The organism is Pseudomonas sp. A125 (assembly GCF_055409485.1).
In genome coordinates this window covers 192,427-210,466 of record NZ_JBUZVP010000004.1, presented here as the reverse complement: position 1 = coordinate 210,466, position 18,040 = coordinate 192,427, and the positions used below count along the sequence as shown (strand labels likewise).

General features: G+C 59.7%; 20 protein-coding genes and 1 tRNA gene. 7 read left to right on the top strand and 14 right to left on the bottom strand.

Features of this window, described 5'->3' with window-relative positions; translation table 11 throughout:
• Positions 1-250 precede the first annotated feature (250 nt).
• The 11 genes from ACZRN6_RS07715 to ACZRN6_RS07665 form a co-directional block, all read right to left on the bottom strand.
• Entirely contained in the window at positions 251-553 is a 303-nt protein-coding gene (locus ACZRN6_RS07715; RefSeq protein ID WP_010563116.1) for a hypothetical protein, read from the bottom strand.
• Positions 550-855: a hypothetical protein gene (locus ACZRN6_RS07710; RefSeq protein WP_464007611.1), complete on the bottom strand. Its 306-nt coding sequence runs from the start codon at positions 853-855 to the stop codon at positions 550-552. Before ACZRN6_RS07710 ends, ACZRN6_RS07715 begins: the two co-directional genes overlap by 4 nt.
• A complete protein-coding gene (locus ACZRN6_RS07705) occupies positions 833-1,165 on the bottom strand; it encodes a hypothetical protein (protein WP_464007610.1) in 333 nt (110 codons plus the stop codon). The genes ACZRN6_RS07710 and ACZRN6_RS07705 overlap by 23 nt, the downstream gene beginning before the upstream one ends.
• A 451-nt stretch (positions 1,166-1,616) precedes the next feature.
• Positions 1,617-1,838, bottom strand: a complete 222-nt coding sequence (locus ACZRN6_RS07700; protein ID WP_177074532.1) for a helix-turn-helix transcriptional regulator — start codon at positions 1,836-1,838, stop codon at positions 1,617-1,619.
• A 115-nt stretch (positions 1,839-1,953) separates the two neighbouring features.
• Positions 1,954-2,829, bottom strand: a complete 876-nt coding sequence (locus tag ACZRN6_RS07695; protein ID WP_464007609.1) for a hypothetical protein — start codon at positions 2,827-2,829, stop codon at positions 1,954-1,956.
• Positions 2,826-3,392 (bottom strand): hypothetical protein, encoded by a 567-nt coding sequence (locus ACZRN6_RS07690; protein WP_464007608.1) that lies wholly within the window; start codon positions 3,390-3,392, stop codon positions 2,826-2,828. The genes ACZRN6_RS07695 and ACZRN6_RS07690 overlap by 4 nt, the downstream gene beginning before the upstream one ends.
• Positions 3,389-4,600 carry a tyrosine-type recombinase/integrase gene (locus ACZRN6_RS07685; protein WP_464007607.1) on the bottom strand — a complete coding sequence of 404 codons (1,212 nt, stop codon included), beginning with the start codon at positions 4,598-4,600 and terminating at the stop codon, positions 3,389-3,391. The genes ACZRN6_RS07690 and ACZRN6_RS07685 overlap by 4 nt, the downstream gene beginning before the upstream one ends.
• 209 nt (positions 4,601-4,809) lie before the next feature.
• Positions 4,810-4,885 (bottom strand) — tRNA-Phe (locus ACZRN6_RS07680).
• A gap of 103 nt (positions 4,886-4,988) precedes the next feature.
• The gene (locus ACZRN6_RS07675; protein WP_088425910.1) at positions 4,989-5,261 is read right to left on the bottom strand and encodes an oxidative damage protection protein; all 273 of its coding nucleotides are present in this window, start codon (positions 5,259-5,261) and stop codon (positions 4,989-4,991) included.
• Positions 5,258-6,325 (bottom strand): A/G-specific adenine glycosylase, encoded by a 1,068-nt coding sequence (gene mutY, locus ACZRN6_RS07670; RefSeq protein ID WP_464007606.1) that lies wholly within the window; start codon positions 6,323-6,325, stop codon positions 5,258-5,260. The genes ACZRN6_RS07675 and mutY overlap by 4 nt, the downstream gene beginning before the upstream one ends.
• Positions 6,322-8,538 carry an AsmA family protein gene (locus tag ACZRN6_RS07665; RefSeq protein WP_464007605.1) on the bottom strand — a complete coding sequence of 739 codons (2,217 nt, stop codon included), beginning with the start codon at positions 8,536-8,538 and terminating at the stop codon, positions 6,322-6,324. Before ACZRN6_RS07665 ends, mutY begins: the two co-directional genes overlap by 4 nt.
• 325 nt (positions 8,539-8,863) lie before the next feature.
• On the opposite strand from ACZRN6_RS07665, the gene ACZRN6_RS07660 reads away from it, so the two are divergent.
• The 7 genes from ACZRN6_RS07660 to ACZRN6_RS07630 all read left to right on the top strand — a co-directional run bounded on the left by ACZRN6_RS07660 (position 8,864) and on the right by ACZRN6_RS07630 (position 14,617).
• Positions 8,864-10,525, top strand: a complete 1,662-nt coding sequence (locus tag ACZRN6_RS07660; protein WP_464007604.1) for an OFA family MFS transporter — start codon at positions 8,864-8,866, stop codon at positions 10,523-10,525.
• 221 nt (positions 10,526-10,746) lie between these two features.
• A complete protein-coding gene (hisB, locus tag ACZRN6_RS07655) occupies positions 10,747-11,340 on the top strand; it encodes an imidazoleglycerol-phosphate dehydratase HisB (RefSeq protein WP_003218037.1) in 594 nt (197 codons plus the stop codon).
• Positions 11,340-11,978: an imidazole glycerol phosphate synthase subunit HisH gene (gene hisH, locus ACZRN6_RS07650; protein ID WP_322142837.1), complete on the top strand. Its 639-nt coding sequence runs from the start codon at positions 11,340-11,342 to the stop codon at positions 11,976-11,978. The genes hisB and hisH overlap by 1 nt, the downstream gene beginning before the upstream one ends.
• A complete protein-coding gene (locus tag ACZRN6_RS07645; RefSeq protein WP_003218033.1) occupies positions 11,978-12,235 on the top strand; it encodes a DUF2164 domain-containing protein in 258 nt (85 codons plus the stop codon). The genes hisH and ACZRN6_RS07645 overlap by 1 nt, the downstream gene beginning before the upstream one ends.
• A gap of 39 nt (positions 12,236-12,274) precedes the next feature.
• Positions 12,275-13,012: a 1-(5-phosphoribosyl)-5-[(5-phosphoribosylamino)methylideneamino]imidazole-4-carboxamide isomerase gene (gene hisA / locus ACZRN6_RS07640; protein WP_003187784.1), complete on the top strand. Its 738-nt coding sequence runs from the start codon at positions 12,275-12,277 to the stop codon at positions 13,010-13,012.
• Positions 13,013-13,021: 9 nt separating this feature from the next.
• Entirely contained in the window at positions 13,022-13,792 is a 771-nt protein-coding gene (gene hisF, locus ACZRN6_RS07635; RefSeq protein WP_034117283.1) for an imidazole glycerol phosphate synthase subunit HisF, read from the top strand.
• A gap of 66 nt (positions 13,793-13,858) precedes the next feature.
• Entirely contained in the window at positions 13,859-14,617 is a 759-nt protein-coding gene (locus ACZRN6_RS07630) for a substrate-binding periplasmic protein (protein ID WP_464007603.1), read from the top strand.
• On the opposite strand, the gene ACZRN6_RS07625 is transcribed toward ACZRN6_RS07630, so the two are convergent.
• The 3 genes from ACZRN6_RS07625 to ACZRN6_RS07615 form a co-directional block, all read right to left on the bottom strand.
• Positions 14,570-15,856 carry a Vps62-related protein gene (locus ACZRN6_RS07625; RefSeq protein ID WP_464007602.1) on the bottom strand — a complete coding sequence of 429 codons (1,287 nt, stop codon included), beginning with the start codon at positions 15,854-15,856 and terminating at the stop codon, positions 14,570-14,572. The two genes, ACZRN6_RS07630 and ACZRN6_RS07625, sit on opposite strands and share 48 nt — an antisense overlap.
• A gap of 74 nt (positions 15,857-15,930) precedes the next feature.
• Positions 15,931-16,713, bottom strand: a complete 783-nt coding sequence (locus ACZRN6_RS07620; RefSeq protein WP_464007601.1) for a divergent polysaccharide deacetylase family protein — start codon at positions 16,711-16,713, stop codon at positions 15,931-15,933.
• A gap of 1 nt (position 16,714) precedes the next feature.
• The gene (locus ACZRN6_RS07615; RefSeq protein WP_322142842.1) at positions 16,715-18,022 is read right to left on the bottom strand and encodes a S41 family peptidase; all 1,308 of its coding nucleotides are present in this window, start codon (positions 18,020-18,022) and stop codon (positions 16,715-16,717) included.
• Positions 18,023-18,040: the final 18 nt, after the last annotated feature.

Sequence of the window (18,040 nt, the reverse complement as noted above, 5' to 3'; positions counted from 1 at the left end):
TTCGGGCGATTGCCCCATTGTTCATGCAGCGCCAATAGGTCGGCTCGTCCAAGGATTCAACCTGGCTCGATGTCACCAAGGCTCCAGGGCTACGCAAAACTACGCGTCCACATTCTGCGTCAGACGCAGTCAGAAAGGGCCCCATGAGCGGTTTCGGTGCTTTGGGGTGCGTGACGAAAAACAGCTCAGTGACTTTTTTCAGGCAAGCCGATCCCGCCGACGCTGTGGCGCCGTTTTGAATTTTCATGGGTTAAGCCTCTTTCTGGGTGCTACGCAGTTCGATGTGCGAGCTGGCCGCCGCTTCGATGCTCGACATGTTTGAAGTTAGCTTTCCTAAGGTTTGAAGCAGCCAGCCGAGATCGGCCACGCTATCGGTGTTCAAGCCTGCATCCTCGTTCATCGCGGCGCTTGCCAGCATCACGCCTATAGCGGCAATGCCATGGCTAATGGCTCCACTCATGTCATGTGCGGCAGAACCTATGGTTTTCAGCTTTTCGGTGGAGGCATCCCCGAAGTGTTCAGGGTCGATCAGTAAGTGCTTCAACGCGTTCATTGGACGGCCCTCTTGGAGAGGTCAGTCAAAACTTCGGCGAGGTCGCCTCTAGCTTGGCAATAGAGCCAGTCCAGATCCTCAGCATCGTGATCGGCCGTGTATTGGGATGAGCCGATGCTTGATTTACTGCCTGGATAGCGACGGTTCAGCAGTTCTACTGCCTCTGTTGCATCAACCTCTGTCGCGAACGGGGCAATGATTCTGGCAATGAGGATGCCATTGCCTTGCTTAGCCGGCGTCATGACCATGAAGTAGCTGTCACCTCGTGCTACGCCAGGATTAGTGATTGCGATGATCGACATTTGCCACCTCCTTGGCTTCCATGAAGCGATCAGCCTCACGCCAGTGCTGAGCAAGGAAACCGGCCGAGTGAAGATGAATCTCGCCCAGCAGTGTTGTCAGTCGGACGCTCACCGGGTGGCGCGCACCGCCAATAGCAGGGAGAACAGCATCGGCAAGGAGCAGCCTTAATTCGTCAAACATCGCTCGGGCATTACGCAGACCGATCAGCTCGGACGTAGAGAGCGAAACTGGGCCAATGACGGAGCCGTTAGCGTTTGTTGGGGCTTGGAGTTCACCATGCGTGATGGCGGTGGAGGCGACAGTGTTCATTGCGCACCTCCGAGATTATCTAGGGTGCGAGCGGCTGACATGTGGGCGTTGTAGCGGTTCAAGCGAACAGCAAGGGAAGAGTTTGCGCAGAGAGCGCTCAAGGCTAGACGGCGATGAACAAGGGCGCGAATTTTGGACGGAGTGAGGGCGTGCATAGGTGGAGCTCCTTCTGCTGAGGAGCTGCCACGATCCTTCCTACGGGATTGGGTGGCAGCTGTGTGCAGGGTAGGAATACCGGGGCAAAAGGAACCCGGCAGGGCCGAAGCCCTCCCACACACAGCCGCCATGAAACGATATTTCAGGCATAAAAAAACGCCTGAGATAGAGTTCTGGGCGCTGGGCGCCTTTTGCTTACTCGGGTTCCTACACCCGGCCACTGAATTTGCAGTGACAGGCGAACTGTAGTCGTCCTGAGAAGGCTTGGCAAGCGTTGGGAACCGCTGATAACGATTCATGCCGCTTCACCGCGACTCTCGGCAATGCGGGCATCCAGCCAGGCCAAAACCTCTGCCTCGATCCAGACAACGCACTTAGGGCCCAGGGTGACTTGCTTGGGGAATGTGCCGGCGGCAATTCGCCGATAGACCTCAGACGTCGAAAGACTGGACAGCTCTTTGACGTGGATGATTTTGATGAACTTGCGGGACGGGGCTTGATTGGTTGCGCTTGCCATCGTCTGCGCCTCCTAGGGCGGTTTGGGTAATCGACGATGGCAATGTTGGGGTATGGGATATGGGTGTCAGCTAGGGGTGACATACTGACATGTCAGTATTCTTTTTTGATTTTGGTCAGTTTTTGGGCAGGTTGTCCGGTTTGATCGCGCTGGCTAACTCGAAGACTTTCCTCGAGTGATTTCCGGTTATGGTCGAGATGTAGTTCTGCACATCTTTCTGAATTCCATAGGGCGCTGGCTTACTTGGATCATGGTTCTTCCAGTGCTTCAGCGCGGCATCGCGCATAGCGAGCAGAGTCTTAGTCGAATATGGGAATACGACTTGCCCGGCAGACCCAGATACTTCTGTCACTCTGGCTGAAGCCTCATCCAGGAGCCGGGACTGGGTTGCTACCAGTTCACGCAGTCTCGCAATCTCAGTTTCATCAGCTTGGCTGGCGCCATCTGTCCAATCAATGGGGTTGGCGGACGCAGCTGCGGCCAAGGGAAGCAAGTTGGATCCTAGTTCGGCCAGAAGCTGGCCATCCTCGAACCTAACGCAGTAGCGAATTTGATCATGCAAATTATCGATTGTTATCTGCAGCTTTCCGAGGCGTTGAGCCAGTTCTGAACCACTGTGTTCCGGGGCTTGCTCGCCAAACTGATCGCACTCAATTTCCATGATCGGAGTTGTGCCCGACCAGCCGCCGCGCTCATTAACGATCTGGCCCATGTTCTCAATGTCAGATGGTCGGAAAAGCACATCGTAGTTTTCAAGGTTGTTTATCCACCAAGAGCGTTTTGGCACGACCTCCTGCAGGCCATACATGTCGACGTGAATTGCAGGCCCACGGAGGTGAAGAGGGTCGCCCTCAGCTCTCACTGCGTTCATGATTTGGCAGATGCCCAGGCCGAACACCTTCCGGTGTTCATGTTCTCCTTCTGCTGCATATGTCAGCCCCGAGACGGCTCGGCAGTCCATGAAGGCTCTACACATATTGAAGCCGATCATCCCCCAGAGCGTGTCAATATACGGCTCATCCAATCCAACGCTTGATCTGCGGTCAGGTAATCAAGGTGGCGGTAAACCTCTTCGGGCTCGCCAAGTTGCAGGGTTGTAGGTGAGGGGATGGTGTCTGCCGGAACAAGGAAGCTCATTACAGGATCTGCAAGATGCTGGGCTTTGAGTCGAAGCTTCCGCTCATCCTCGAGCTGTTGCTCGAGTATCTTGAGCCGGTCAGAGGCGCTTTCAGGGATTGGCCAGCGTGTGCCGGTGTCGCCGCACCAAGCTCTTAGTTTTTGGTGTGATAGTCGGTGGTGAAGTGGCTCCTTTTCGTTGTATCCAGACGGAGCGAGCAATTCATGAATGTTGGCTTTCAATGTATCGACCCACTGGCTGATCGCAGCATTAGAGGCTGTATCTAAAGATCCAGGGTATTCCGGTTGCACATCCGCCAAAATGTAAGCCGCATCACAAAGCTCAAAAATGGATCGGTTAGCGTAAGACTCGTACCAGTCTGCGTCGGTATCGCCGCGTAGTGCCCAAGTGTTGAATTTTTTGGCTTGGTGAGTCATTGAACACCTCGTCGCTGAATACTTGCCACGTTCGCGCCTGCACACAGTGCGTCGATAGAGTCGGCCCAGGCCTGCATCATTTCCCTGCGTTGTGGAACGTAAGCCGCATGGTTGTAAGTCCCGCGGATCTCATCGGTGTCACCGTGAGCGAGTTGCCGTTCGATCCAGTCCTTGTTGTAGCCGCGCCCGTTCAATTCGGTGCTGAGTAAGTGGCGGAATCCGTGGCCGGTCTGTCGCCCTTCGTAGCCCATCTGGCGCAAAGCCTTGTTGACTGTGTTTTCGCTCATGGGTCTTTCGGGATTGGCGCCAGCGAATACCAGTGAATAACGTCCTGTGATCTCTTGGAGTTGGCGCAGGATGGATACCGCTTGGCCGGGCAGAGGGACGATGTGAGGGCGCCGGGCCTTCATCCGCTCTTTCGGGATTATCCAGGTGGCGTTGTCCAGATCGAACTCAGCCCATGGCGCTTGACGCAGTTCGCCCGGACGAACAGCTGTTAGTACCAGAAGTTTGATCGCGTGGCGGGTAAGGGTGTGAATGTTCGCGGCTTCGCACTTGCTCAAAAGCTCGGGCAGCTCAGCGAAAGGGACGTGTGGATGGTGCCGAGCTGCCTTGGCTGGCGCTGCAACCACACTCAGATCGGTGGCAGGGTTCGCATCAACAACGCCCTTGGCCAGGCCATAGCGGAAGATCTGGTGAAGCCACTGGCGAATCTTGCCGGCGGCATTCAACGTGCCTCTAGCTTCGACCTTGCGAACAAGCTCTACCAGTTCTGGTCGGGTAATGGATTTCAGAGCCCGTGATCCAATGCCGGGGATCAGATCGTTCTCCAGATAAAGCTTGGCTTTGTAGGTGGTGCTTTCTGCCCAGCGCGGCGCGTTATAGGCGAACCACTCACGTGCGAGTGTCTCGAACGTGATCCCTTCGACCTTCAGCGCTTGCTTGGTGGCTTTCTTCTGCTCGCCGGGGTCAACGCCTTCAATCAGCATCTGACGGCTCTCATCGCGCATCTGGCGAGCTTTGAGCAGCGTTACAGCTGGGTACGTGCCGAGAGCCAGCATCTTCGCGCTACCGTTGAAGCGGTAGCGGTAGCGCCAGAGTTTTGAGCCCGTAGGGGTGACTTCAAGGCATAGACCGTTGGCATCGGTCAGGCGATAAAGCTTGTACTTGGGCTTGGCGGTACGGATGGTGGTATCTGACAGTGGCAAAGCAGCCCCCTTGCAGGCCGCACCAGGCGGGCGTTCTGCCGACGTGGTGTGAGTAGATTTTTAGACCGAACTGGATCTACTCACGAATCTACTCACATCTGTTTGGGCTTACAAGGGAACGGTGGGGAACCATGGAAAGCAAAAAGCCCGCACGAGGCGGGCTTCTTGTGTGTTTCCGGGTGTGCTTGGCATCACCTGAAAACGAAAGGTGGTGCCCAGAGACGGAATCGAACCGCCGACACGGGGATTTTCAATCCCCTGCTCTACCGACTGAGCTATCTGGGCAACGGGGCGCATTAAACTGGTTTTTCAGGGGGTCGTCAAGCAAGTTTTCAAAAAATATTTATTTATTACCGTCGCTTACGGGCCAACCCCCACATTTGATCAATTATTCAGCAGGTGGCACGTAGCCGTCGGCCTTGGCGTATTCCTCGCCGGAAAAGAACTTATCCATCTCGCCCTGCAGGTATTTGCGGTCTTCGGCGTTCATCATGTTCAGGCGTTTTTCGTTGATCAGCAGGGTCTGGTGCTTTTGCCAGTCGGCCCAGGCCTTGGCAGAGACGTTATCGAAGATGTCCTGGCCCTTGGCGCCAGGGAACGGAGCGCGCTCCAGGGCGGGCAGTTCTTCGTGGTACTTGCGGCAGATGATGGTGCGGGTCATGACGGAACTCCTGCGTTCAATACTTCAGCCGCGCGTTTCAGCAGTTTCTTTACCGGGGCGGCAAGGCCCAGGCGCGGCGGGGTGGCGAGGTTATACCAGAGCCAGTCAGCCTCGGCCACGTGATGGGCAGACTCCTGGACCTGGACCAGCCAGGGTTCGATAGCCAGTTGGAAGTGGCTGAAGGTGTGGATCAGGCTCGGCAGCGCGTGGTGCTCGCCCAGCGCCAGCGAGTGCTGGTTGGCCAGGTGTTCCAGGTCTGCCAGGTCATCCAGCTCCGGCAAGCTCCACAAACCGCCCCACAGGCCCGTGGAAGGGCGGCGGTAAAGCAGAATCGCGCCCTCGGCATTGGCCAGCAGCGGCATCAGCGTGCGCTTCTGGGGCACGGCCTTGCGCGGCTTGGGGACCGGGTAGCGGGTTTCCAGGCCGAGCATGTGGGCTTCGCAGCCCTGCTCCAGCGGGCACAGCAGGCAGCTGGGTTTGCTGCGGGTGCAAAGGGTGGCGCCCATGTCCATCATGGCCTGGGTGTAGGCGTTGACCCGGTTGTGGGGCGTAAAGCGCTCTGCGGTGGCCCACAGCTGTTTTGCGACCTTTGGTTCGCCCGGGTAGCCCTCTTGTGCGGTAAAGCGCGCCAGCACGCGTTTGACGTTGCCGTCGAGGATCGGCGCGCGCAGGCCCATGCTCAGGCTGGCAATCGCGCCAGCGGTGGACAAGCCGATGCCGGGCAATTGCGTGAGCTTTTCGACATCACAGGGAAACTCACCGCCATATTCGGCAACGACGATCTTCGCGGTCTTTTGCAGGTTACGCGCCCGGGTGTAGTACCCCAGCCCGGTCCACAGGTGCAGCACTTCGTCTTCCGGTGCGGCTGCCAGGGCTTCGACCGTTGGCAGGGATGCCATAAAGCGGTCGAAGTAGTTCAGCACGGTGCTGACCTGGGTCTGCTGCAACATGATCTCCGAGACCCACACCCGGTACGGCGTGATGCCCTGTTGCCAGGGCAGGTCATGGCGACCGTGGCGGTCGTACCAGTCGAGCACCGCCGTTGAAAATTGCTCGTTTCTCATCGCTTGAACAGGCCTTTCAAAGCGTCTTTCAACTGTGGATTAACCTTGTCGAGTTTCTGTTCAAGCTTCTCGCTGAGCTTGTTGCCCGCCGCCTTGATAGCGACCTGGCTCAAGCCGTCCTTGTCCAGGCGGCATGCTTTGGCGCCCAGTTCCAGCGGGCCACGGCAGCGCAGCGGGACTTCGATATTCTGGAAGTTGGAACCCACTTCACAGGCCGGGTCCGGCACGTCGCGCTGGTCGCCTTCGACGATGATGCCGACGCGGTAGTCCATGCCCAGTACGCGCAGGTCGATGTCACCGTTGCCGTTGACGGCCAGCCCCGGGATGCGCGCTTTCAGGTCCGGGTTGCTGGCCACGCCGTTACGGAAGGTCAGGTTGCCCTTGAGCTCCTGGAACGGAGTGTCCTTGCTGCGTTGTTCGCCGCTGAGAGTCTTGCGGTTGAGCAGGGCGATGCCGGTGCACAGTTGCTGCTCAAGGTTGGCGTTGATCAGCACGCCGTTGTTGATCGCGAAGCTGGCGGTGCCGTTGAGGCTGTCGATCAAGGCCTTTTGGCTATTGCCGCGACCGTTGAGGTTGCTATCGAGGGTTAGCTGGCCCTTCACCGGCGGGTTCTGCCCCTGGGCTTGCAGGATGCGTTCGACCGGCACTTGCTTGATATGGGTTTGCAGCGCCAGCAACGGGATGTCCTGGCGCACGTCAAGGTTGCCGTTGGCCTGGAAGGTGCCGTTGTAGAGACCACCGCTCAACGTGTCGAGCTTGAGCTGGCCATCGAGGCCGGAGGCTTTCAGGGCGGCATTCTGGATTGGCAGCTTGCTCAGGGTCAGTTGGCCGAAGGACAGGTCGGCGTTCACGTCCAGGGTGCGCAGGCGGGTCAGTGGCAGCAGCTTGTCGGTACTCCACGCGCCTTTGGTCGGGGCGTCCGGCAGCGGTGTGGTGCTACCGGCCGCCATGGCGCCGGCTTCGCTGTTTTGCACTTCAGCCTGGCGTGCGGCCGCAGCGCCCTTGGCGGCTTCGGACTTGGCCGGCAGGTAGTTGTCGGCATTGAACGTGTCGGCCTTGAGCTGCACCCGCAGGGACTGCTTGGCGAAATCGTCCACGGCCAGGCGCCCGCTAAAGGTGCTTTCGTCGAGCTTCAGGGTGAGGTCTTCGAGCGCCAGGCTGGTCGGCGTGCCCTTGAGGCGGCTGACCAGCTCGACCTTGCTCAGGCTGCCTGCGGCCATCGGCGGCAGCGGGTTGCCAACGCTGTCGAGGAACTTGGCCAGGTCAAACTGGGCAATCGACAGGGCGCCGCTGAGTTGCGGGGTCTTGTCCAGGTCGTTGACCTTCAGCTCGCCCAGGGCGCGCAGTTGGTTCAGCGACAGTTTCATGCCGGTCCATTCGGCAATATTGGCAGACTGGTCCAGCAGCAACTGGCCCTGGGTCGAAAAGGTCAGGGTCTTGCCTTGCAGCGGCTCGCCGGTGGCTTCACCGGTGACTTTCATGTCTTCGAACTGGTAGCGCTTGAGGGCACGCTGGATGCGCAGGTTGCCGTTGACCTCGGTCTTGACGCGCATCAGCGGCTGGTTGGTGCCGAAGAAGGCGGTGAGTTTCACCGGAATGCTCGCACCTTCGTGCACAGCGCCGGCGCTCAACTGAATGCTTTCGGCGCTGAATTGCTTGCCGGTCTGCTCGTCGTTGTATTCGACGCGGGCGTTGTTGATGGTCAGGCTGTCGATGTCCAGGCGGATCGGCTGCGGTGGCTTTTCAGGCTTGGGCGGCGTGGCCGCTTCAGCGACGGCGGGCGCGGTGGCAGGTGTACCTGGGTCCGGCACATTCTTGCCGATGTCTTCCCAATTGCCATGGCCATGCACATCTTTGTTCAGGCGCAGGTTCAGGCCTTCGACACGCACATCGCTCATCTGCACTTCACGGCGCAGCAGCGGCAGCACGCGCACCGACAGGCCGAGCATCTGCAAGTCGGCAAACGGTTGGGTAGGGTTGGTCAGGGTCGCAACGCTGGCCTCGTGCAATTCCAGACCGAGCCAGGGGAACAGGCTCCACCCGATGTCGCCATTGAGCGTCAGCTCGATGTGGGCCTTGTCGCGGGCAATCTGGCGAATCTCGTCTTTGTAGTCGTTGGGATCGAAGAGATGGGTCAGGGCAAAGCCTAGAGCCACAATGATCAGCAACAGCCCGAGGAGTACCAGACCCAGGATTTTGCCGAACGCTTTCATGGGCGAGTCCTTGTATGTCGATTTTAAAATTTAGCCGCAGAGTATAACGCCCGAAGGCTTACGTCAGTTCGCGGATAGTTACATTGTATCCAGACGCGGAAAAACGGAATTTTGGCGCCAAACAAATCAGATATCCCGAAAAAGGTGATGTCAGTTTGGTTTTTCTGTCATCCACAGATGCTAATCTCTGCGTGTTCGTCTGCCTTCTGCGACTAAACGTCGCGCAAAAATGGAGCTTTACTCAACAAATATGGCCACGCCTTGCGTGTAAGGCCAAAGGAGAGAGCGCCTGACGAACACATACTAATAACTGGGGGAAACACCAATGAGCACTCGCACTGCGGCAGGTTCAACTGCCGCACAGCCTGCGTTCCTGTCCAAGGAACGTATTATCGCCAAGCCCGGGTTCAACCGTTGGCTGGTACCGCCGGCCGCCCTGGCCATCCACTTGTGCATCGGCATGGCCTACGGCTTCTCGGTGTTCTGGTTGCCGTTGTCCAAGGCGCTGGGTATCACCGCACCGGTCGCTTGCGCGCCGGACATGAGCTTTATCAGCCAGGTCTTCTCGTCTCAATGTGACTGGCCCATCTCCATGCTGGGCTGGATCTACACCCTGTTTTTCATCTTCCTGGGCTGCTCGGCAGCCATCTGGGGCGGCTGGCTGGAACATGCCGGGCCACGTAAAGCGGGCGTCGTGTCGGCCTTGTGCTGGTGTGGCGGCCTGCTGATCTCCGCATTGGGGATCTATACCCACCAGATCTGGCTGATGTGGATCGGTTCCGGGGTGATTGGCGGTATCGGCCTGGGCTTGGGCTATATCTCGCCGGTGTCGACCCTGATCAAGTGGTTCCCGGACAAGCGCGGCATGGCCACGGGTATGGCGATCATGGGCTTTGGTGGCGGCGCGATGGTTGGCGCCCCGCTGGCAGCAGCCTTGATGGGCCACTTTTCCTCGCCGACCAGCGTCGGCGTGTGGCAGAGCTTCGTGGTCATGGCCGTGATCTACTTCGTGTTCATGATCGGCGGCGCCTTGTCGTACCGTGTTCCGCCGACCGGCTGGAAGCCTGAGGGCTGGACCGCCCCGGCGAGAAAAGCCAGCAACGCGATGATCACCCATCGCCACGTGCACGTGAGCGTCGCCTGGAAAACCCCGCAATTTCGCCTGGTGTGGCTGGTACTGTGCCTGAACGTGTCTGCCGGCATCGGCATCCTCGGCATGGCTTCGCCGCTGCTGCAGGAAGTGTTCGGCGGCAAACTGCTCGGTAACGGCCTGACGTTTGGTCAGCTTGATGCCGGCCAACTGGCTTCCATCGCGGCCATTGCCGCCGGCTTCACCGGCCTGTTGAGCTTGTTCAACATCGGTGGCCGGTTCTTCTGGGCGTCGTTCTCCGACTACCTGGGCCGTAAAAACACCTATTTCGTGTTCTTCGCCCTGGGCTTTGCCCTGTACGCGTTGATCCCGAACCTGGGTCACCTGGGCAACGTGGCGCTGTTCGTGGCCGCGTTCTGCATCATCCTGTCGATGTACGGCGGTGGTTTTGCGACGGTCCCGGCGTACCTGGCGGACCTGTTCGGTACACAAATGGTGGGTGCGATCCACGGTCGCCTGCTGACGGCCTGGGCCGCGGCGGGCGTATTGGGCCCGGTGCTGGTGAACTACCTGCGTGAGTACCAGTTGAGCATCGGCGTTGAGCGCGCTGCCGCTTACGACATCACCTTGTACATCCTCGCCGGCCTGCTGGTACTGGGCTTCCTGTGCAACCTGCTGGTACGGCCGGTGGCAGACAAGTACTTCATGACCGACGCCGAACTGGCTGCCGAACAGGCGCTGGGCCATGACAAAGGCGCCGATTCCAGCACCGTGCTGGAGTGGAAAGCCTCCTCCGCCAGCGTGCCATTGGCGGTTGCCGCCTGGCTGGCGGTGGGCATTCCGTTGGCGTGGGGCGTGTGGGTCACCCTGCAAAAGACGGCGGTACTGTTCCACTAACACCGCGTAACCCTTGTGGGAGCGGGCTTGCCCGCGATAGCAGCGCCTCGGTATACCCGATACACCGAGGTGCCTATATCGCAGGCAAGCCAGCTCCCACAGTTGTACTGACATGTCTATCCTCGACACTCCATCAGTCTTATCCCCTCCGATGTTTCTGTTTGGCGCCCGCGCCCCTATAATGGCTGCCTTTTTCGCCCAATGATTTTGCGGAGCTGGTGATGGCCGAACGTAAGGCGTCCGTCGAGCGCGACACTCTGGAAACCCAGATCAAAGCCTCGATTAACCTGGATGGCACCGGAAAGGCCCGATTTGATATCGGTGTACCTTTTCTTGAGCACATGCTGGACCAGATCGCCCGTCACGGGCTGATCGACCTGGATATCGTCAGCAAGGGCGACCTGCATATCGACGACCACCACACGGTGGAAGACGTCGGTATCACGTTGGGCCAGGCATTTGCCAAAGCCATCGGCGACAAGAAAGGCATCCGTCGCTACGGCCATGCCTACGTCCCGCTGGATGAAGCGCTGTCGCGTGTGGTCATCGACTTCTCCGGCCGCCCAGGCCTGCAGATGCACGTGCCCTACACTCGCGCCACCGTGGGCGGCTTCGACGTTGACCTGTTCCAGGAGTTCTTCCAGGGCTTCGTCAACCACGCGCTGGTCAGCCTGCACATCGACAACCTGCGTGGCACCAACACCCACCACCAGATCGAGACCGTGTTCAAGGCCTTCGGTCGCGCCCTGCGCATGGCCGTGGAGCTGGATGACCGCATGGCCGGGCAAATGCCGTCGACCAAGGGCGTCCTGTAATGCAGACGGTCGCGGTTATCGATTACGGCATGGGTAACCTGCATTCGGTGGCCAAGGCCCTCGAACACGTAGGTGCCGGCAAGGTACTGATCACCAGCGATGCTGCGGTGATTCGCGAAGCCGACCGGGTGGTTTTCCCGGGTGTTGGCGCAATTCGCGACTGCATGGCCGAGATTCGCCGCCTGGGTTTTGACAGCCTGGTACGCGAAGTCAGCCAGGACCGGCCGTTCCTCGGCATCTGCGTGGGCATGCAAGCCTTGCTCGACAGCAGTGAAGAGAACGCCGGCGTCGACTGCATCGGCCTGTTCCCGGGCCAGGTGAAGTTTTTCGGCAAGGACCTGCACGAAGACGGCGAACACCTGAAGGTGCCGCACATGGGCTGGAACGAAGTACGCCAGACCGTGGACCACCCGCTGTGGCACAACGTGCCGGACCTGGCGCGTTTCTACTTCGTACACAGCTACTACATCGCCGCCGGTAACCCGCGCCAGGTGGTGGGTGGCGGGCACTATGGCGTCGACTTCGCCGCGGCCCTGGCCGACGGTTCGCGCTTTGCCGTGCAGTTCCACCCGGAGAAGAGCCATACCCATGGCCTGCAATTGCTGCAGAACTTCGCCGCGTGGGACGGGCGCTGGTAATGGCCAAGAAGGTCAAGCCGCCGATCTTGAACCTCACTCCCCAGCAGGAGAGTGAGGCCACCGACAAGATCAAACGTTTCATGGAAGACCGCTTCGAGCTCAAGCTCGGCTCGTTCGAGGTTGCGGAAATCCTCGAACTGTTCACCACTGAAATTGCTCCGCACTATTACAACAGGGCGATTTTCGATGTGCAGACCCACCTTAAAGAAAGGTTCGAAAGCATCGAAAGCGACTTGTGGGCGCTCGAGAAACCCTGATTTCCCGAGCAACGCTGAATATCGAATAAGGTTTGCCAGATGCTGATTATTCCCGCTATCGATCTCAAGGACGGCGCTTGCGTACGTCTGCGCCAGGGCCGCATGGAAGATTCCACGGTGTTCTCCGATGACCCGGTGAGCATGGCTGCCAAGTGGGTGGAAGGCGGTTGCCGTCGTCTGCACCTGGTGGACTTGAACGGTGCGTTCGAAGGCCAGCCGGTCAACGGCGAAGTCGTCACGGCGATCGCCAAGCGCTACCCGAACCTGCCGATCCAGATCGGCGGCGGTATCCGCTCCCTGGAAACCATCGAGCACTACGTGAAAGCGGGCGTGAGCTACGTGATCATCGGCACCAAGGCCGTGAAAGACCCGGCCTTTGTCGCCGAAGCCTGTCGTGCATTCCCCGGCAAAGTGATCGTGGGCCTGGACGCCAAAGACGGCTTCGTCGCCACCGACGGCTGGGCCGAGATCAGCACCGTCCAGGTGATCGACCTCGCCAAGCAGTTTGAAGCCGACGGCGTCTCCGCCATCGTTTATACCGACATCGCCAAAGACGGCATGATGCAGGGCTGCAACGTACCGTTCACCGCTGCGCTGGCCGCCGCCACCAAGATCCCGGTGATCGCTTCCGGCGGTATCCACAACCTGGGCGACATCAAGTCGCTGCTGGACGCGAAGGCCCCAGGGATCATCGGCGCGATCACCGGCCGGGCGATCTATGAAGGCACCCTGGACGTCGCTGAAGCCCAGGCTTACTGCGACGCCTACAACGGCTGAGGACTGACCATGGCGCTGGCCAAACGCATCATCCCTTGCCTGGACGTCGACAACGGTCGCGTGGTCAAGGGCGTCAAGTTCGAGAACATCCGTGACGCCGGCGACCCGGTGGAAATCGCCCGTCGCTACGACGAACAGGGTGCCGACGAGATTACCTTTCTCGACATCACCGCCAGCGTCGATGGTCGCGACACCACGCTGCATACCGTGGAGCGCATGGCCAGCCAGGTGTTTATCCCGCTGACCGTGGGCGGTGGCGTACGTACCGTGCAGGACATTCGCAACTTGCTGAATGCCGGCGCGGACAAGGTTTCGATCAACACTGCAGCCGTGTTCAACCCGGAATTCGTGGGCGAAGCCGCGCAGCACTTCGGTTCGCAGTGCATCGTGGTGGCCATCGACGCCAAGAAAGTCTCCGGGCCGGGCGAAACCCCACGCTGGGAGATCTTCACCCACGGCGGTCGCAAGCCAACCGGGCTGGACGCGGTGGAGTGGGCGATGAAAATGGAAGCCCTGGGCGCCGGTGAAATCCTGCTGACCAGCATGGACCAGGACGGCATGAAAAACGGCTTCGACTTGGGCGTGACCCGGGCCATCAGCGATGCGCTGGGCATCCCGGTAATCGCTTCGGGCGGCGTCGGCAACCTGCAGCACCTGGCCGACGGTGTGCTTGAAGGCCACGCCAGCGCCGTGCTGGCGGCGAGTATTTTCCACTTTGGCGAATACACCGTTCCCGAGGCCAAGGCCTACATGGCGGCGCGCGGTATCGTCGTTCGCTAAACGCTACTGGACACCATGGCAGGCTCGCGGCACTCTCTGGGCTTGCCATGGATCCCGGTAACTTTCATGTTCAAAGACCTGCTGCTCGCCCTCGCCAGTACCTCCATCCTTTTGGCGGGTTCGGCACACGCCGACGAACCGTCTGACAACGCTTCTTTGGTGTTGCTCACGGAGAACTTCCCGCCTTACAACATGGCGAAAAACGGCAAGAACTTCGCCAAGGAAGAGAACATCGAAGGCATCGCCGTGGACATCGTCCATGAGACCTTCAAGCGCGCCGGTATCTCCTACAACCTGACTCTGCGTTTTCCTTGGGAGCGGATCTACAAGCTCGCCCTGGAAAAACCCGGCTACGGCGTATTTGTGATGGCCCGCCTGCCGGACCGTGAGGCGCTGTTCAAATGGGTCGGCCCCATCGGCCCGGACGACTGGGTGCTGCTGGCCAAGGCAGACAGCAAGATCCAACTCACCGACCTTGAGCACGCCCGGCGCTACAGAATCGGCGCCTACAAGGGCGACGCCATTGCCGAAAGCCTGGAAAAACAGGGCCTCAAGCCCGTCATCGTGCTGCGCGATCAAGACAATGCGCAAAAGCTGGTGGATGGCCAGATCGACCTGTGGGCCACCGGCGACCCGGCGGGGCGTTACCTGGCGCGCCAGGTCGGGGTGACCGGGCTCAAGACCGTGCTGCGTTTCAACAGTGCCGAGCTGTACCTGGCGTTGAACAAAAACGTGCCGGATGAGGTGGTGGCCAAGCTTCAGGCGGCCCTGGATCAGTTACGAGACGAAGGTGTCGTCGATGCCATCATGGGGCGTTATCTCTAGGGTGGCCTCAGCGGTATCAGGCGCTGTCAGCAGTTGCTCGGGTGTGGCGGGTTGAGGTGGCAGCAACTCGCTGAAGTGCACGTTTTCTCCATTGGCGTATTTAAGTGTTGCGCCCAGTTGGCTGCCGTCCGTGCGAAGCAATTTGTACTCGCTCCTGATCAGGTAGGCGCCGATGGATTTGTTTGCAGGCACGTAGGCAATCACTTCGAACAGGCTGGTCTGGCCCCAGCCTTTGGCCGATGTGGCGGTGTGGGTAAAATCGAGGTCAAGCCGAGCGCAGATTTTTAACGGGTGCCCGGATGACCATCCACTCGCCCATCCGATTCCAGTCAAGGCGCGGAGGCCTGCGGACAGGTTGTCGACTTCTCCCCTGTAGACCGTCCAATTGAAGGTCTTGCTGATCGGGGATGGGTTGTGACCCGTGCTCACCAGAATGTATTGGTCGTTCCTTTCCAATCGATAGGTGGGGCAGTTGCTCAATTGCTCGATGGGTGTCAGTTCTGGATCTTTCACTGCAAACCAAGGTAGCTCACACACATGAGGGGCATGTGCCGCGTCCCATAGCGCGCGCTGTTGCGGGTCCAGCACTGGGGGTAACGGCGGTAGATGGCGGGTATGCAGGGGCAAGTCCAGGCGCAGCGCATGCGTTGTGGTTTGCTGCGTTGGCCTGGCATAACCGGTGGCCCCGACAAAGGTACCCGCTGCCAGGTAGGTTTCGCCGGGTGCCGCCTCTGGAGGGCTAATGTTCCAGGCGCTGAAATCATTGTGCGCACCACTGCCTTTGTCGTTCCAGATCGGTTGGTCCGGATGGGCGCCAACCACCAGGTCGGCCCTGACGCACCGAACCGTGTTACGTGGCGGCTTCTCATTGCCGACGCCACACACCATGCCCAGCGCCACATATCCTCGTGGCGGAATCGGGCGCCAGATAGATACTTCTGCGCGGACCCTTTTGCCGGAATGCCGCCAGACCAACTCGAAATCATCGGGTGTGCGTAACGCGGTGCCATTTACGTTATCGGCCTCGCTGACCACGGCGACGATCTTGCGATGATTGATGTTGTGATAGTCCCCGATCGCGACATCGCCCAAGGAAATAAAATTGCTCAATGCGTCCGAGGATGTGCTCGGGCGCCAGAAGGTAACAGCCTGTTGGGACCGGGTACCTTTATCGTTCCAGATAGGAGCAAATTCAGTGGTGAAGTTGATGAGCAGGTCTTTGTATTGCAGTGCGTTCATGAGCAGACTCTCCAGTTGATCCAAGGATCCACTATCGGAAAGTCGGCCAGGTGGTGGGCGGTAGCTATTTAGCGCTAGCGGTACGTACCGTTTTTACCGTGGCCGGCCATGGCCTGGTTACTGCGCAGGCTGATCATCAACTTGATATCGATCCACTCCACACCCTGAGACTTGAGCTTGGGCAATTCGCGTTCCAGCACTGCCAGGGTTTGCGGGTAAGGGTGGCCGATCATCACCGCCGAGCCTTGTTTGTGGGCCAGCTTGATGGCGGTTCGCAGTTGGGTGGTGATGGCCGCTTCGGTGCGTTCGTCATCGAGGAACACATCCCGCGAGACGCTGGCCAGGCCGATCTTTTGCGCCTCGGCAGCGGCAACGGTCTTGGCACTGGTACGGCTGTCGACGAAGAACTTGTGGCGCCGTTGCAACTCACTCATCAACCAGGCCATGGCCTCTGGCTGCGCCGTCATGCGGCTGCCCATGTGGTTGTTGATGCCGGCCGTATAGGGCACGGCCTTGAAGGCGGCGTCCAGGCGCTTGCCCAGCTCTTCGATGGGCAGGTCAGGGTGCCAGGCAAACGGGCCGGTGGCCGGGTCCATGGGCATGTGCAGGATCACGATCTTGCCGGCCTTGTGGGCTTCGCGGGCGAATTCGGCGGCGTGGGGTGTGTCGGGCATGATCGCCGTGGTCACTGGGCCAGGCAGGGCGAGCACGCGACGATCCCGGGGCAGGTTTTGCCCCAGGTCGTCGATGATCAGGGTCAGGTAGGCTTTGTGTTCGGTGGGCGCGGCACTGGCGGGGTTGCCCTGGGCAACTCCCGCCAGACAGCACAGCAAAGCGATGATCAGTGCACAACGCATATCAACGGCTACGCGTAATGCTCAGGCCCTTGAGCAGGCTCAGTGCCTGGGCCAACTGATAGTCGTCGTCCTGTGGCATCGGCTTGGCTTTCGAGCCGCTGCCGGTTGGCTGGTCGGCACCGCCGTTGCCATTGCCCAGGTGACCTTGCAAGTCAGCTTCCTTGTAGAACTCGCTGTCAGCTTCGTTGGTGATCTTGGCCTTGCGCACTTCGATGTCTGGCACGATGCCCTGGGCCTGGATCGAGCGACCGTTCGGCGTGTAGTACAGCGCCGTGGTGATCTTCAGTGCGCGGTCGTTATTCAGCGGCAACACGGTTTGCACCGAGCCTTTGCCGAAGCTGGTGGTGCCCATCAGCACGCCGCGTTTCTGGTCCTGCAGGGCGCCGGCGACGATTTCCGAGGCCGAGGCGCTGCCGCCGTTGATCAGCACGACCATCGGCACGCCTTCACTGAGGTCGTTGCCGGTGGCCGAGAAGCGCAACTCGGAGTTGGCGATACGGCCCTTGGTGTAGACGATCAGGCCTTTGGTGATGAAATGGTCGACCACTTCCACCGCCGCCTGCAGCACGCCGCCTGGGTTGTTGCGCAGGTCGAGCACGATGCCGCTGAGTTTCTTGCCATTGTCTTTACGCAGCTTGGCCAGGGCCTTGGCCACTTCGTCGCCGGTCTTGACCTGGAACTGGGTGATGCGGATGTAACCGTAACCCGACTCCAGCAGTTGGCTCTTCACGCTCTTGACCGTGATGGTCGCGCGCGCCAGGGTCACGTCAAACGGGTTGCCGCCGTCGCGCACCAGGGTCAGGGTGATTTTCTGGCCGAGCTTGCCGCGCATCTTGTCGACGGCTTCGGTCATGGTCTGGCCACGGGTCGGCTGGCCATTGATCTTGACGATCAGGTCGCCGGCCTGGATCCCGGCCTTGGAGGCCGGCGTGTCGTCGATCGGCGAGACCACTTTGATCTGGCCGTCTTCGGCGCCGACTTCAATGCCCAGGCCACCGAATTCACCGCTGGTGCTTTCCTGCAGTTCGGCGAAATCTTCCGGGCCCAGGTAAGCGGAGTGCGGGTCAAGGTTGCTGAGCATGCCCTTGATGGCATTTTCCAGCAGTGTCTTGTCGTCTACAGGTTCGACATAAGCGGCCTTGATCCGGTCCATGACCTCGGCAAAGGTGCGCAACTCGTCCAGCGGCAACGGGGCCTTGGTGGTCGCGGCCGTGGCTGACTGGGCGGTCTGGTCGGCGAATGCCAAAGGCGCGCCTATTACCAGGGCGATCGTCAGGGCCAGCGATGTGAGGCGGGACAAATGCAGCATGTCGAACGAACTCCTAAT